The organism is uncultured Cellulomonas sp. (assembly GCF_947494015.1).
Classification (GTDB): Bacteria; Actinomycetota; Actinomycetes; order Actinomycetales; family Cellulomonadaceae; genus Pengzhenrongella.
This window is the reverse complement of the sequence record NZ_CANLTL010000007.1, coordinates 105,489-117,725: the sequence shown is the minus strand read 5'-3', so window position 1 is coordinate 117,725 and position 12,237 is coordinate 105,489. Positions and strand designations below refer to the sequence as shown.

The 12,237-nt window shown below is 75.8% G+C and carries 11 protein-coding genes; 6 read left to right on the top strand and 5 right to left on the bottom strand.

The features are described 5' to 3' along the window. Positions 1 to 8: 8 nt before the first annotated feature. The gene (locus Q0840_RS09870) at positions 9 to 2,141 is read right to left on the bottom strand and encodes a SpoIIE family protein phosphatase (RefSeq protein ID WP_298459232.1); all 2,133 of its coding nucleotides are present in this window, start codon (positions 2,139 to 2,141) and stop codon (positions 9 to 11) included. A 255-nt stretch (positions 2,142 to 2,396) separates the two neighbouring features. Between Q0840_RS09870 and Q0840_RS09865 the strand changes: the two genes are divergently transcribed. Then, the gene (locus Q0840_RS09865; protein ID WP_298459231.1) at positions 2,397 to 2,909 is read left to right on the top strand and encodes a response regulator transcription factor; all 513 of its coding nucleotides are present in this window, start codon (positions 2,397 to 2,399) and stop codon (positions 2,907 to 2,909) included. Here Q0840_RS09865 and Q0840_RS09860 read toward each other — a convergent pair. Genes Q0840_RS09860 through Q0840_RS09850 form a run of 3 tightly spaced genes read right to left on the bottom strand, consistent with a single transcriptional unit; the run spans position 2,875 to position 5,798 of the window. After that, a complete protein-coding gene (locus Q0840_RS09860) occupies positions 2,875 to 3,915 on the bottom strand; it encodes an alpha/beta hydrolase (protein WP_298459229.1) in 1,041 nt (346 codons plus the stop codon). The genes Q0840_RS09865 and Q0840_RS09860 overlap by 35 nt on opposite strands. Further along, the gene (locus tag Q0840_RS09855) at positions 3,912 to 5,330 is read right to left on the bottom strand and encodes an MFS transporter (RefSeq protein WP_298459227.1); all 1,419 of its coding nucleotides are present in this window, start codon (positions 5,328 to 5,330) and stop codon (positions 3,912 to 3,914) included. The genes Q0840_RS09860 and Q0840_RS09855 overlap by 4 nt, the downstream gene beginning before the upstream one ends. A gap of 9 nt (positions 5,331 to 5,339) precedes the next feature. Next, positions 5,340 to 5,798, bottom strand: coding sequence for a MauE/DoxX family redox-associated membrane protein (locus tag Q0840_RS09850; RefSeq protein ID WP_298459225.1), 459 nt, complete (start codon positions 5,796 to 5,798; stop codon positions 5,340 to 5,342). Between the two features lie 106 nt (positions 5,799 to 5,904). Between Q0840_RS09850 and Q0840_RS09845 the strand changes: the two genes are divergently transcribed. The 3 genes from Q0840_RS09845 (at position 5,905) to Q0840_RS09835 (ending at position 9,188) form a co-directional block, all read left to right on the top strand. Further along, positions 5,905 to 7,206: an APC family permease gene (locus tag Q0840_RS09845; protein WP_298459224.1), complete on the top strand. Its 1,302-nt coding sequence runs from the start codon at positions 5,905 to 5,907 to the stop codon at positions 7,204 to 7,206. A gap of 582 nt (positions 7,207 to 7,788) precedes the next feature. Then, the gene (locus Q0840_RS09840) at positions 7,789 to 7,980 is read left to right on the top strand and encodes a ferredoxin (RefSeq protein ID WP_298459223.1); all 192 of its coding nucleotides are present in this window, start codon (positions 7,789 to 7,791) and stop codon (positions 7,978 to 7,980) included. After that, positions 7,977 to 9,188, top strand: a complete 1,212-nt coding sequence (locus Q0840_RS09835) for an NAD(P)/FAD-dependent oxidoreductase (protein ID WP_298459221.1) — start codon at positions 7,977 to 7,979, stop codon at positions 9,186 to 9,188. The genes Q0840_RS09840 and Q0840_RS09835 overlap by 4 nt, the downstream gene beginning before the upstream one ends. Positions 9,189 to 9,298: 110 nt before the next feature. On the opposite strand, the gene Q0840_RS09830 is transcribed toward Q0840_RS09835, so the two are convergent. Continuing rightward, positions 9,299 to 10,018 (bottom strand): M50 family metallopeptidase, encoded by a 720-nt coding sequence (locus Q0840_RS09830; protein WP_298459219.1) that lies wholly within the window; start codon positions 10,016 to 10,018, stop codon positions 9,299 to 9,301. 173 nt (positions 10,019 to 10,191) lie between these two features. Here Q0840_RS09830 and Q0840_RS09825 point away from each other — a divergent pair, with 173 nt between their 5' ends. Next, entirely contained in the window at positions 10,192 to 11,688 is a 1,497-nt protein-coding gene (locus Q0840_RS09825; protein ID WP_298459217.1) for a DEAD/DEAH box helicase, read from the top strand. Positions 11,689 to 11,811: 123 nt separating this feature from the next. Next, entirely contained in the window at positions 11,812 to 12,213 is a 402-nt protein-coding gene (gene msrB, locus Q0840_RS09820; RefSeq protein WP_298459216.1) for a peptide-methionine (R)-S-oxide reductase MsrB, read from the top strand. Positions 12,214 to 12,237: the final 24 nt, after the last annotated feature.

The window sequence follows — 12,237 nt, the reverse complement described above, 5'->3', positions numbered from 1 at the left end:
CGCCGGCCTCAGCCGGGCTGGTCGACGATCTCGGGGCTGCCCGGGACGTCGGGCGGCACCACGTTGGGCCCGGCCTCGGGGGGCCGCAGCCGGTCCTGGCGGTGCAGGCGCACGGCGACCAGGGCGACGTCGTCCTCGGGGTGGTCGGGCAGCATGCGCGCGAGGATCGCGTCGCACAGGTCGTCCAGCTCCAGGTCGCCCAGCTCGACCAGGGCGTCCCGCAGGGCCTCCATGCCCTCCACCAGGGACCGGTCGCGCCGCTCGATGAGGCCGTCGGTGTACAGCAGCACGGTGGTGCCCCGGTCCAGGGACACCTGGGACTCGGTGCGGCGCACGTCCGGCAGCACCCCCAGCAGCGGGTCGGGACGGATCCCGGCGAGCACGGCGACCGTCCCGTCGGTGTTCAGCACCATGGGCGGGGGGTGCCCGGCGTTGGCCCAGCGGATGTGGGTGACCCCGCGCTCGCGCTCCTGGGCCGTCTGCTCCACGCGGGCGACGACCGCGGTGGCGATCGTGTCGGTCTGCAGGGTGCGCAGCGCCTGGTCCACCTCGTGCAGCAGCTCCGCCGGACCGTGCCCGGTCGCCACGCCGATGCCGCGCAGCAGGGACCGGACCTGGCCCATCGCAGCCGCCGCCGCGATGTCGTGCCCCACGACGTCGCCGATGACGAGCACCGTCGCGCCGTCCCGTTGCAGGAACGCGTCGTACCAGTCGCCGCCGACCTGCGCGGCCTGCGCGGCCGGCTCGTACCGCACGGTGACCTGGACGTGGTCGGGCTCCGGCGGGGCCGTGAGCATCGAGCGCTGCAGACCCTCGGCGAGCCGGCGCTGCTGGCGGTACAGGCGGGAGTTGTCCAGCGCGAGCCCGGCGCGGCCGGCGACCTCCTGAGCCGTGGTCAGCTCGTCGTCGACGAGCGACCCACGCGCGGCCCCGCGGCCCAGCGTGACCACGCCGACCGGGCCGCCCCGCCCACGCAGCGGCAGCACGTGCAGCGACTCGGGCGCCAGCGCGTGCAGGGCGTCCTGGGCCGCCCCCGGGTGCAGCAGCGAGCCGATCTCGGCGGTCGCGCCCGACTCGACGGACACGGTGCGGCTGGTCTGGAGCGCCTGCCCGAGGTACGAGCGTCCCACCAGCGAGTCCAGCCGCAGGGTCGCGTACCGCTCGAGCGTGTCCCGCGCGTCCGGGTCGGCGTGCCACCAGGCGACGTCGCGCATGCCGCGGCGCGCACCGGCCTCCTCGTCGTCGTCGACGAGGGTGACGATGCACCAGTCGGCGAGGGTCGGGACCAGCAGCTGGGCCAGCCGTGCCACCGCCTCACCGCCCTGCAGGGTCTGGGTCAGCTCGGTGGTCACCTGGGCCATCAGCGCGGCACGCGCGGTCGCCCGCTCGGCGTCCTGCTGGGCTCGGCGCTGCTGGGTGACCTCGAGGAAGTACACCGACAGCCCGTCGGCACCGGGCCATGCCCGCAGCTCGTACCAGCCGTCCAGGGGAGCGGGGTAGTAGGCCTCGAAGGTGACCGGCCGGCCGCTGTCCATCGCCGCCCGGTAGTGCCGCTCGAAGTCGGACGCCACCGACGCGGGGAACAGCTGCCAGATCTCCCCGCCGAGCAGCTCCTCGCGGTGCCGGCCCAGCAGCCGCTCCGCCTCGGCGTTGACGTAGGTGAACCGCCAGTCCCGGTCCAGGGAGTAGAAGGCGGTCGGCATCGCCTCCAGCACCCGGGCCACGCGTGCCTGGCTCTCCTTGCCGGCGGTCGTGTCCCACGCGGCGCCGAGCACGCGGTGGGCACGTCCGGTCGCGTCGCCCAGCGCGCGTCCGCTGGCCGCCACCCAGCGGGTGCGGCCGTCGGGCAGCACGACCCGGTACTCGGCGGCGTAGTCGCCGCAGGTCGCGATCGCCGTCTGCAGGGCGTGGGTGACGCGGGCCCGGTCGCCGGGGTGGACGGCGGCGTCGAACGCCTCGATGGTGCTGTCGAACGTGTTGCGGTCGTAGCCGAACAGCTCCAGCAGCTGGTCGTCCCAGGTGAGCACGCCGGTGTCGAGGTCCCAGTCGAAGGTGCCGATCCCGGCGGCGGCGATGGCCAGCTCGCCGAGGACCCGGCCGGCGTCCACGGGGGAGCCGCTGCCTCGCTCGTCGTCGTGCACGCGCTCCCCCTCGGCCCGCCCGCGCCGACGGCGGGTCGGGTGCCATCTTCCCCGATCGGCGCGGCGCCCGGGCACACCGCCGTGGTCGGCGCCCGCGCCGACAGCCCGCGGCGGCCCGCGGCCCGAGCGCCCCAGTGCGCCCGGCCACCACGTCGCACCCGGCCGCGCCTCACGCCGGGCGCCGGCCGGCCGATGGGCGGGCCGAGACGTCCGAGCCCCCGCCGGGGCCCGGCCCCACCGACGCCGAGGACCTGCATGCCGACCCGTGCCGCCCTGCCGACGGTCACCGGCCCGGCCGTGCCCGCGGTGCACGCCGGGGCGCCGACGGGCGGGACCCTCGTGGTCGGGACCGTCGTGGGAGGCCCCCTCGGGGGCTGGCCCGGTGCGCGCCCGCGCCCCCAGCGTCGCGTCGTGGTCGCCGACGACGACGGCGACCAGCGGCTGCTCGTGGAGATCGCGGTGCGGCGCGCGGGCCACGACGTCGTCGCCTCGGCGGTCGACGGCACCGAGGCACTGGCGGCAGCCCGGACGTGGCTGCCGGACCTGCTCGTGCTCGACGTCGCCATGCCCGGCATGAGCGGCCTCGAGGTGTGCGCGGCGCTGCGTGCCGATCCCCGGACGGCCGGCGTGCGGGTGCTGCTGGTGACCGCCGCGGCCGGGCCCGCGGCGGTCCGCGCCGGGTCGGCTGCCGGCGCGGACGGGTACGTCGTCAAGCCGTTCCGGGTGCGCGACCTCAGCGCCCGGGTCGCTGCCCTGCTGGTGGCCTGACCGGCAGGTGCGCGGCGAGCCAGTCGAAGACGGCGGTGAAGAACGCCGTCTGCGCCGGCTCGTCCGACAGGGCCAGGTCGTGGATGCCGCCGTCGACGCGGACGAGGGTGACGTCGGGGCCGAGCAGCGGGGCCCGGGCGGCGATGTGGTCGACGTCCAGCACGGTGTCCTGACGGTCCAGGTCGGGGTTGTCCTCCGAGTTCGGCCCGCTGGCGGCCGCGGTGCACACCAGCACCGGCGCCGCGATGGCCAGACCGCGGGCGAGCCGGGCGTGCCCGCGGCGGACCGCCCGCAGCCAGCCCGCGCGTGCCGGGATGCCGGCCGCCGCCTTCAGCTGCAGGTCGTACTGCCACCGGCCGCCGTGGTTGACGTGCAGCCGGCGCGAGTACGGCGACCCGCCGTCGGACACCACCCGCAGCGGGTCCAGCGGGCCCAGGGCGTCGATGATCCGGGTGGAGACCACGCGGCTGAACCACGGGGCGTTGAGGTCGAACCACGGGCTGTTCAGCACGACGGCGTCGACGAGGCCGAGGTCCCGCACCCGGTGCGCCCACAGCGCGGCCAGCAGCCCCCCGGTGGAGTGACCCATGACCACGAGCCGGTCGTGCCCGAGCTCGTCGCGGATCGTGCGGGCCGCAGCGTCCAGGTCGGGGATGTACTCGCGCAGGTCCGTGCAGTAGTGCGGCGTCTGCCACGGCCGCAGCGACCGGCCGCACTTGCGCAGGTCCAGCGCGTACAGGGTGTAGCCGTGCTCCTCGCACCGGTCGGCGAGGTGGGTCTGGAAGAAGTAGTCGTTGAAGCCGTGCAGGTACAGCACCGCGGGCCGCGGGGGCGCGGCGTCGCCGTCGGTGGTGCCGGCCGGGTGGGCGGCGGCGGTGACCGCCGGGCCGCGGCGCACGAGCGTGGCGACCACCGGTCCCTGCGCGTCGGCCCCGAGGTCGATGGTGCTCTGCTCCCAGCCGGGGCCGAGCGGGTCGTCCGTCCACGGGCTGCGCCGGACGGTCACGTGGTCGACGCCACCGTCGCCGGGCCGCGGGCCCCCACCCGCAGCGGCAGCAGCAGCGCCAGGCCGAGGCCGATCACGAGCATGAGCCCGACGATGCCCCAGTGCTGGGAGCCCGAGACCACCACCGACGTCGAGAAGGCCAGCGGGGCCAGGAAGCTCGCCGCACGGCCGGTGGTCGCGTACAGGCCGAACACCTCGCTCTCCCGGCCGGGCGGGATGACCCGCGACAGCAGCGAGCGGCTGCACGACTGCGCCGGCCCGACGAACAGGCACAGCAGCAGGCCGAAGACCCAGAACACGGTCTGGCCGCCGTCGTGCAGGACGAAGACCGCCGCAGCGGCGACCAGCAGCCCGACCAGGGCGGTCACGATGATCGCCTTGGGCCCGACCCGGTCGTCCAGGTACCCGGCCACGATGGTGGAGACCCCCGCGACGACGTTCGCGGCGATGGCGAACAGCACGACCTCGCTCGCGCTGAAGCCGAACGTGCCCGAGGCGATGACGGCGCCGAACGTGAAGACCCCGGCTAGGCCGTCGCGGTAGACGGCGCTCGCGAGCAGGAAGTACAGCGTCGCACGCTGGTGGCGCCACAGCCCGGCGATGTCGGCGACCAGGCGCCGGTAGGACGCCACGACGCCGGTCCGCGGGCGGCGCTCGTTGGGTGGGGCCTCGGGCACCGCGAGCAGCACGGGGACGGCGAACACCCCGAACCACACGGCCGCCAGCAGCACCGAGAGCCGGATGTCCAGCCCGTCGTCGCCGGTCACGCCGAACCAGCCCACCTCGGGGTCGATGAAGCCGACGAACAGGATGAGCAGCAGCACGATGCCGCCGATGTAGCCGGCGCCCCAGCCGATGCCGCTGACCCGCCCCCGGGTGGCCGGCGTCGACACCTGCGACAGCATCGCGTTGTAGTTCACGCTCGCGAGCTCGAAGAAGACGTTGGCGGTGCCCAGCAGCACGATGCCGAGCAGCAGGTTCCCGGTCAGCGACGCCGGGTCCGGCCGGACGAGGAACATCGCGGCGCAGATCGCGACCGTGATCGCGGTGTGCACCGCGAGCCAGCGGCGCCGCCGGCCGGCGTCGTCGGACCGGGCCCCGATGACCGGGGCCAGCAGGGCGATGGCCAGACCCGCGACGGTCAGGCCCCAGCCCAGCCACGCGGAGTGCTGGGCCAGCACGGCGTCCAGCGCCGCGGTGGCGGGCCCGTCGCCGCCGGCCTCCGCGGCCGCGGCCGCGGCGGTGGCCGGGTCGACGAAGGCGTCGCTGGTCAGCCACCGGGTGAACACGAAGGTCGTGATGACGGCGTTGAAGGCCGCCGAGCCCCAGTCCCACAGCGCCCAGGCCGTGACGTCCCGCCGGGTGGGGGAGGGGACCGGTGCCGCCGCCGGGAGCGTGTCGTGGTCGTGGTTCACCGCCGCAGGCTAGTGCGCCGCACCCACGCCTCGGGGGAGGTCCACCCCACCGGGCGACGGCGACTCGCCGACCGTCCGGTGAACGGCGGCGGCCGTGCGCCACGCCCACATCACGAGCGGTACCTGCAGCGGGAGCCGTCCCCACGCGACGGCCGGCCGGCGGGCCGGCGACCGCGCGCCGGGGCGGGCGTCCAGGGCCATCTGCACGTTGCCCGGGAAGACCGCGACGAACAGCGCCGCGGTGGCGAGGGCGCCCGTCCGGCGGGTCGCGGGGTGGGCGACCGCGGCGGCGCAGGCGAGCTCGGCGACGCCGCTGCCCAGCACCCACGGCCGGGGCGGCCCGAGCCATCGCGGGATCAGCCGGTCGTAGAGGTCCGGACGGCGCAGGTGCGTGACGCCGGCCGCGCCGAGCAGCGCGGCGAGGGCGAGCGCCGAGGCGGTCCCGGCGGGCCTGGGGCGGGGGGGCATCCGCTCACGTTAGGCGAGCGCGCTCGCCGGGGGCGGTCCGCGGGTGCGGCATGCTGCGCCGGCCGGTGCGCCGGCCGGTGGGGCGCCGCGGCCTATCCTCGGCGACGTGCCCGCCACCGACCCCGCCGTCCCGGCGCCGGGGCTCGACCGCCGCCTCGGTCTGGCCGACGCCGTCGTGCTGGGGGTCGGGTCGATGCTCGGTGCCGGGGTGTTCGCGGTGCTCGCGCCCGCGGCGGCGTCGGCCGGGCCGGCCCTGCTGGTCGGGCTCGCGATCGCCGCGGTCGTGGCGTACGCCAACGCCATGTCGACCGCGCAGCTCGCGGCCGTCATGCCGACGTCGGGGGGCGCCTACCGGTACGGCCGCGAGCGGCTCGGGCCGTGGTGGGGGTACGCCGCGGGGTGGTGCTTCGTGCTCGGCAAGACGGCGTCGTGCGCGGCGATGGCGATGACCTTCGCCGCGTACGTGCTGCCGGACTGGCAGCGCCCGGTGGCCGTCGCGGCGGTCGTGGTGCTGGTCGCGGTCAACGAGCGCGGTATCACCCGCACCGCCGGGGTGACGCGCGTGCTGGTCGCGGTCACGACCGTGGTGCTGGCTGCCGTGGTGGTGGCGGGCGTCGCGGCGCTCGACGGACCACGGACGGCCCTCGCCGCCGGCGCCGGGACGGACGCGGGCGATGCGTCCGTGCTCGAGGTGCTCCGGTCGGCCGGGCTGCTCTTCTTCGCGATGGCGGGATACGCGCGCATCGCGACGCTCGGGGGTGAGGTCCGCGACCCGCGCCGCACCATCCCGCGCGCGATCGGCATCGCGCTGGGCGCTGTGCTGGTCGTCTACGCGCTGGTCGCGGTGGTGGCGCTCGCGGTCGTGGGGCCCGCCGGGCTCGCGACGTCGACCGCGCCGCTGGTCGACGTCGTCACGGCGGCGGGCCGGCCGGAGCTGGCGCCGCTGGTGCGGGTGGGTGCCGCCGCCGCGTGCCTGGGGGCGCTGCTGGGGCTGGTCGCCGGGGTCGGCCGGACCACGTTCGCGATGGCGCAGGAGGGCGACCTGCCGCGCCGCCTCGCCGCGGTGCACCCGCGGTCGCGCGTGCCGCACCTGGCCGAGCGCGCCGTCGGCGTCGCCGTGATCGCCCTCGTCCTGGTCGCCGACGTCCGGACGCTGCTGGGGTTCTCCTCGTTCGGGGTGCTCCTGTACTACGGGGTCGCGAACGCGGCCGCGCTGACCCAGCGCGGCCGCGAGCGGCGGTGGCCACGCGCCCTGCACGTCGTCGGGCTGGTCGGCTGCCTCGTCCTGGCGGTCACGCTGCCGCCGTCCGGCGCCCTCGCGGCCGCCGCCGTGCTCGCGGTGGGGCTCCTCGGTCGCCACCTCGCCCGTCGCCGGGCGTCCGGTCGGGGTGACGCGGCCGCGAGCTGACGGACGCCGGCCGGGTGGCGTCGCTTCCCCGCGTGGTGGGTGACATGGTCGGCGGCCGTCGCCGATGCCGGGGCGGACACCGGTGCTGACTGCGCCGCCTGGAGCAGCGGTTGCTCTCGAGCAGGTGGGACACCGACGAGTCGCGGCCCCGGAAGCTCTGCTCCACCCGTCCCGCCGGTCATGCCCTCGCCGTGCCGTCCTGAGTGCCACGCTGACCGATCGTCAGCCGCACGCCGTGGTGCGCCGGGTGCCCGAGGCGTCCCGGGGCGACGTCGCCGCCGAGCTCCAGGCGTCCATCGCCGACCAGATCGACGTGCGCGTCGCCGGGGGTGGACCTCGCGGCGCTGCAGAGCGAGCTGATGCCCGACCTGCAGAGGTGATCCGGAGCGAGGTCGGGCCAGGTGGCACGGCCCGACGTGCACCTCCTGCCCGCTGCTCGGAGCCTCTGGGCGCCGCCGTCCCCGGAGAGGCGTTTCGGTTATCGTGCGGAGCCGTCGCCGTGCGTGCGGCGCCCGTCGTCGCGTCTGCCGGGACGTCGGCTCGACCAGCGTGCCGGCAAGGCTCGCCATGAAGGAGGTTCACATGGAGGTGCGCATCGACGCCGCCGCCTGCGTCGGGCACGGGGTGTGTGAGGCTCTTGCTCCGCACATCTTCGAGGTCGACGACGACGGCAAGGCACAGGTCGTCGCCCCGTCGCTCGACGAGGCCGACCGCTCGGACGTCGAGAACGCCGTCAACCAGTGCCCGGAGCAAGCCCTGCGCCTGCTCGGATGAGCACGGCCGGGCTCGTGGTCGTCGGGGCCGGCCTGGCCGGGGTGCGTGCTGTCGAGGCCGCTCGACGCACCGGCTTCGCCGGGCCCGTGACGCTCCTGGGGTCCGAGTCCGATGCGCCGTACGACCGTCCTCCGCTGTCCAAGAAGTTCCTGACCGAGAGCGCCGCCCTGAAGTACCTGCGCACCGCGGACAGCCTGCGCGACGAGCTCGACGTCGACCTCCGGCTCGGTGAGACCGCCACCGCGGTGGACCCGGCCACGAGGACCGTGACGGTCGGTGACCAGGAGCTGCCCTACGCCGGGCTGGTGATCGCCACCGGTTCGACCGCCCGACTGCTGCCGGGGATGCACGGGCCGGCCGGCGTGCACACGCTGCGCAGCCATGCCGACGCCGTCGCCCTGCGCTCGGCGATACGCCCGGGGAGCCGCGTCGTCGTCATCGGCGCGGGCTTCATCGGCTCGGAGTTCGCCTGCTCGGCGTTGCACCTCGGCGCGCACGTCACCGTGCTGGAGGCTGCCGACGTGCCCCTCGTGCGGGCGGTGGGTCCGGCGATGGGCGAGGCGCTCGGTGGTCTGCACGTCCGGCACGGCATCGACGTGCGGTGCGGCGCGCTGGTCGAGGCCGTGATCGGCCGGGACACCGTGGAGGCGGTACGGCTGGCCGACGGCCAGGTGCTGCCGGCGGACGTCGTGCTCGTCGGCGTGGGCGCTGCCCCCGTGACGGACTGGCTCCGCGGCTCAGGCCTGACGATCGAGGACGGCGTCGTCTGCGACGCGACGCTCAACGCCGGCGCCCCGGGCGTGTACGCGGCCGGGGACGTCGCCCGGTGGCACAACCCGACGTTCGACCGGTCGATGCGCCTGGAGCACTGGACGTCGGCGGCGGAGCAGGGCGCGGTCGCCGGTCGCAACGCCGTCGCCACGGGTGGGCCCGAGACCTGCGACGTCGTCCCGTACTTCTGGTCGGACTGGGTGTCCGACCGCATCCAGTTCGTCGGGGTGCCGGAGAGCGACGAGGCCGTCACGGTCGTCGGCTCGGCCGAGACCGGCGACCTGCTGGCCCTCTACCGCACCGGTGACCGGGTGACCGGCGCCCTGGGCGTCAACCAGCGCCGAGCCGTCCTGCGCCTGCGGCTCATGATCGGTCAGCGCGCGGACTGGCAGGCGGCCGTCGAGCTCGCCCGGTCGACCACCGTCCGCAGCCGGTGAGCGTCGCTGCGGAGTCCCGGGGCAGACGCCGGTCCATGACCGCCGAGGCCCAGCTCCCGCACGATCGGCGCTGAGGTCCAGCGCCGGGACCTCGCCGGTGCGGGCGAGGGCTAAGCGGGCCGGGCGCCGGTCAGCGCCGCACCGCCGAGGACCGCGGTGGCCACCGTGACGAGCCCGAAGACCCCCACCCACAGGATCGCCGGCACGTGCGTCAGGCGGGCCAGCACGTCGGCGTCCGACGTCCGCGCGCCGCGCGCCCGGGTCCGCCCGAGCTCCGTCACGGTGCGGACGGCGCCCAGCAGGAGGTACCAGCTGACCGTGCACGCCGCGAGCGTCTGCCACACGGTGGGGGCCCACCAGGTCACCGCGACGAGGGTCACCCCCGTGACGAGGACCGACCACAGACCGAACAGGTTGCGGACGCCGACGCCGAGCACCACGACCACCAGCAGCAGGGCCCACAGCAGCGCGACCCCGCGCCCGTTCGCCGTCGCCCACGCCGCTGCGAGCCCCAGCATCCCCGGGGCGACGTAGCCGGCCGCCGCGGTGAGCACCATGCCCGGTCCCCGCGGACGGCCCACCGACGTGGTCAGGCCGGAGGTGTCGGAGTGCAGCCGGATTCCCGCGAGCCGGCGTCCGGTGAGGACCGCGACACCGGCGTGCCCCGCCTCGTGCACCAGGGTGACGCCGTGCCGGGCGACGCGCCAGGCGGGGGGCCACAGCACCACGAGCGCCGCGACGGCCGCCGTCGCCAGCACGGTCGCCGACGACGGGGCCGGCTGGGTCGACGTGACCCGGCGCCACATCTCGGTGAGCAGCTCGACGGGCACGCCGGACACCGTACGGGCCGGCAGGAGACCCGACTCACACCGGCCGCGCGCGACCCATGGTGCATACTCGGTGGCGGAGCGGCGTGAGTCTGCGCCCTCCCAGCGTCGTGGAGCACCTGCGAGTTCACGCGGCGAGCCCCGACCCCACCACCGCCGGAAAGGCGAACACCTCCATGTCTTCTGCCGTGCCCTCTTTCTCGAGCCTCGGCGTGCCCGAGACCCTCGTCCGCTCGCTGACCGCGTCCGGGATCACCGAGCCGTTCCCCATCCAGACGGCGACGCTCCCCGACACCCTCGGTGGCCGCGACGTCCTCGGCCGTGGCCGTACCGGCTCGGGCAAGACCCTCGCCTTCTCGCTGCCGATGGTCGCCCGCCTCGCCGCGTCCAAGGCGCCCCGCAAGGCGGCCCGGCCGCGGGGCCTGGTGCTCGCGCCGACCCGGGAGCTCGCGACCCAGATCGCCGCGACCCTCGAGCCGCTGGCCAAGGCCGAGCGGCTGTCGCTGACCGTGGTGTTCGGCGGGGTGTCCCAGAACAAGCAGGTCTCGGCGCTCAACGGCGGGGTCGACATCCTCGTCGCGTGCCCCGGCCGGCTCGAGGACCTGCTCAACCAGCGGCTGCTCACGCTGGACGGCGTCGAGATCACCGTGCTCGACGAGGCCGACCACATGGCCGACCTGGGGTTCCTGCCCGGCGTCAAGCGGATCATGGACAAGACCCCGAAGCAGGGCCAGCGGATGCTGTTCTCCGCGACCCTCGACAACGGCGTGGACCAGCTGGTCAAGCGGTACCTCAGCAACCCGCTGACGCACTCGGTCGACTCCGCCGAGTCGCCCGTCGCCAAGATGACCCACCACGTGCTCGCCGTGCACGACGCCGAGTCCAAGCGCCTCGTCGTCAACGAGCTCGCCTCGGGCACCGGTCGCCGGGTGCTGTTCACCCGCACCAAGCACCAGGCCAAGAAGCTCGCGAAGCAGCTGACCGCCGCCGGCATCCCGGCGGTCGACCTGCACGGGAACCTCAGCCAGCCCGCGCGTGAGCGCAACCTCGCCGCGTTCTCCTCCGGTGACGTCCGGGTGCTGTGCGCGACGGACATCGCCGCCCGCGGCATCCACGTCGACGACATCGAGCTGGTCGTCCATGTCGACCCGCCGGCCGAGCACAAGGCGTACCTGCACCGCTCGGGCCGCACCGCACGTGCCGGCTCGGCCGGGGACGTCGTCACCGTGATGCTCCCGGAGCAGGCCGGCGACGTGAAGACGCTGACCCGGCTGGCGAAGATCACGGTCACCCCGCAGCGGGTCGGTCCTGGCTCGCCGGTGACCGCCGCGCTCGTCGGCGAGGTCGCCCCCGTGGTGATGCCGGCCGCCGAGCCGGTGTCCGTGCCGCAGCCGAGGTCGGCCGGCGCCGGCGGCGCCGCCGGCGCGGCCCGCGGCCCGCGTGGTGGTGGCCGACGCCGACACTCCGGCGCAGGCGCGGCCGGTGCCCCGTCCGGTGGCGGGCAGGCGTCGCGCTCGAGCGGTGGCCGCTCGGGTGGCTCGGGCTCCGGCGGCCGTCCCGCCCGCGCGCCGCAGGGCGGCTCGACGACGGTGTACTCCTCATCCACCGGTGGGCGCAGCGGCGCGGTGGAGATGTCCCGCGGTGCGGCGTCGGGTCGTCGCCGCTCCCGCTGACGGCATGGAACACAGGGCCGGTCCTCGCGCGTTGCGCCGGGACCGGCCCTCCGTCGTCTGCACGGCGGGCGGACGGCCGCACGCCCGGAATATCCTGGGCGACGTCGCGAGGGAGAGGGACGCATGCCGTACGAGGTGGAGAAGTCCGACGAGGAGTGGCGGGTCGCGCTGGACCCGCAGGAGTTCGCCGTCCTGCGCCGGGCGGGGACGGAGCGTCCCTACACCGGTGAGCTGCTGGACGAGCACCGCGAGGGCGTCTACCGGTGCCGCGCGTGCGGCAACGAGCTGTTCCGCTCGGACACCAAGTTCGACTCCCACTGCGGCTGGCCGAGCTTCTTCTCCCCGCTCGCCGGGGACGCCGTGGAGCTGATCGAGGACCGCAGCGTCGGGATGGTCCGCACGGAGGTCCGCTGCAGCCGCTGCGGCTCGCACCTGGGCCACGTGTTCGACGACGCGCCGCAGACGCCCACGGGGGACCGGTTCTGCATGAACTCGGTCTCGCTGACCTTCGAGCCGTCGACCTGAGGGTCGACTCGCGGAGCGGACGGG

What these genes read in the sequence shown, in the direction of transcription:
- Q0840_RS09840 (WP_298459223.1), top strand. Translation starts at nt 7,789, where the DNA reads ATGGAGGTGCGCATCGACGCCGCCGCCTGCGTCGGGCACGGGGTGTGT.
- msrB (WP_298459216.1), top strand. Translation starts at nt 11,812, where the DNA reads ATGCCGTACGAGGTGGAGAAGTCCGACGAGGAGTGGCGGGTCGCGCTG.
- Q0840_RS09835 (WP_298459221.1), top strand. Translation starts at nt 7,977, where the DNA reads ATGAGCACGGCCGGGCTCGTGGTCGTCGGGGCCGGCCTGGCCGGGGTG.
- Q0840_RS09865 (WP_298459231.1), top strand. Translation starts at nt 2,397, where the DNA reads ATGCCGACCCGTGCCGCCCTGCCGACGGTCACCGGCCCGGCCGTGCCC.
- Q0840_RS09825 (WP_298459217.1), top strand. Translation starts at nt 10,192, where the DNA reads ATGTCTTCTGCCGTGCCCTCTTTCTCGAGCCTCGGCGTGCCCGAGACC.
- Q0840_RS09850 (WP_298459225.1), bottom strand. Translation starts at nt 5,798, where the DNA reads ATGCCCCCCCGCCCCAGGCCCGCCGGGACCGCCTCGGCGCTCGCCCTC.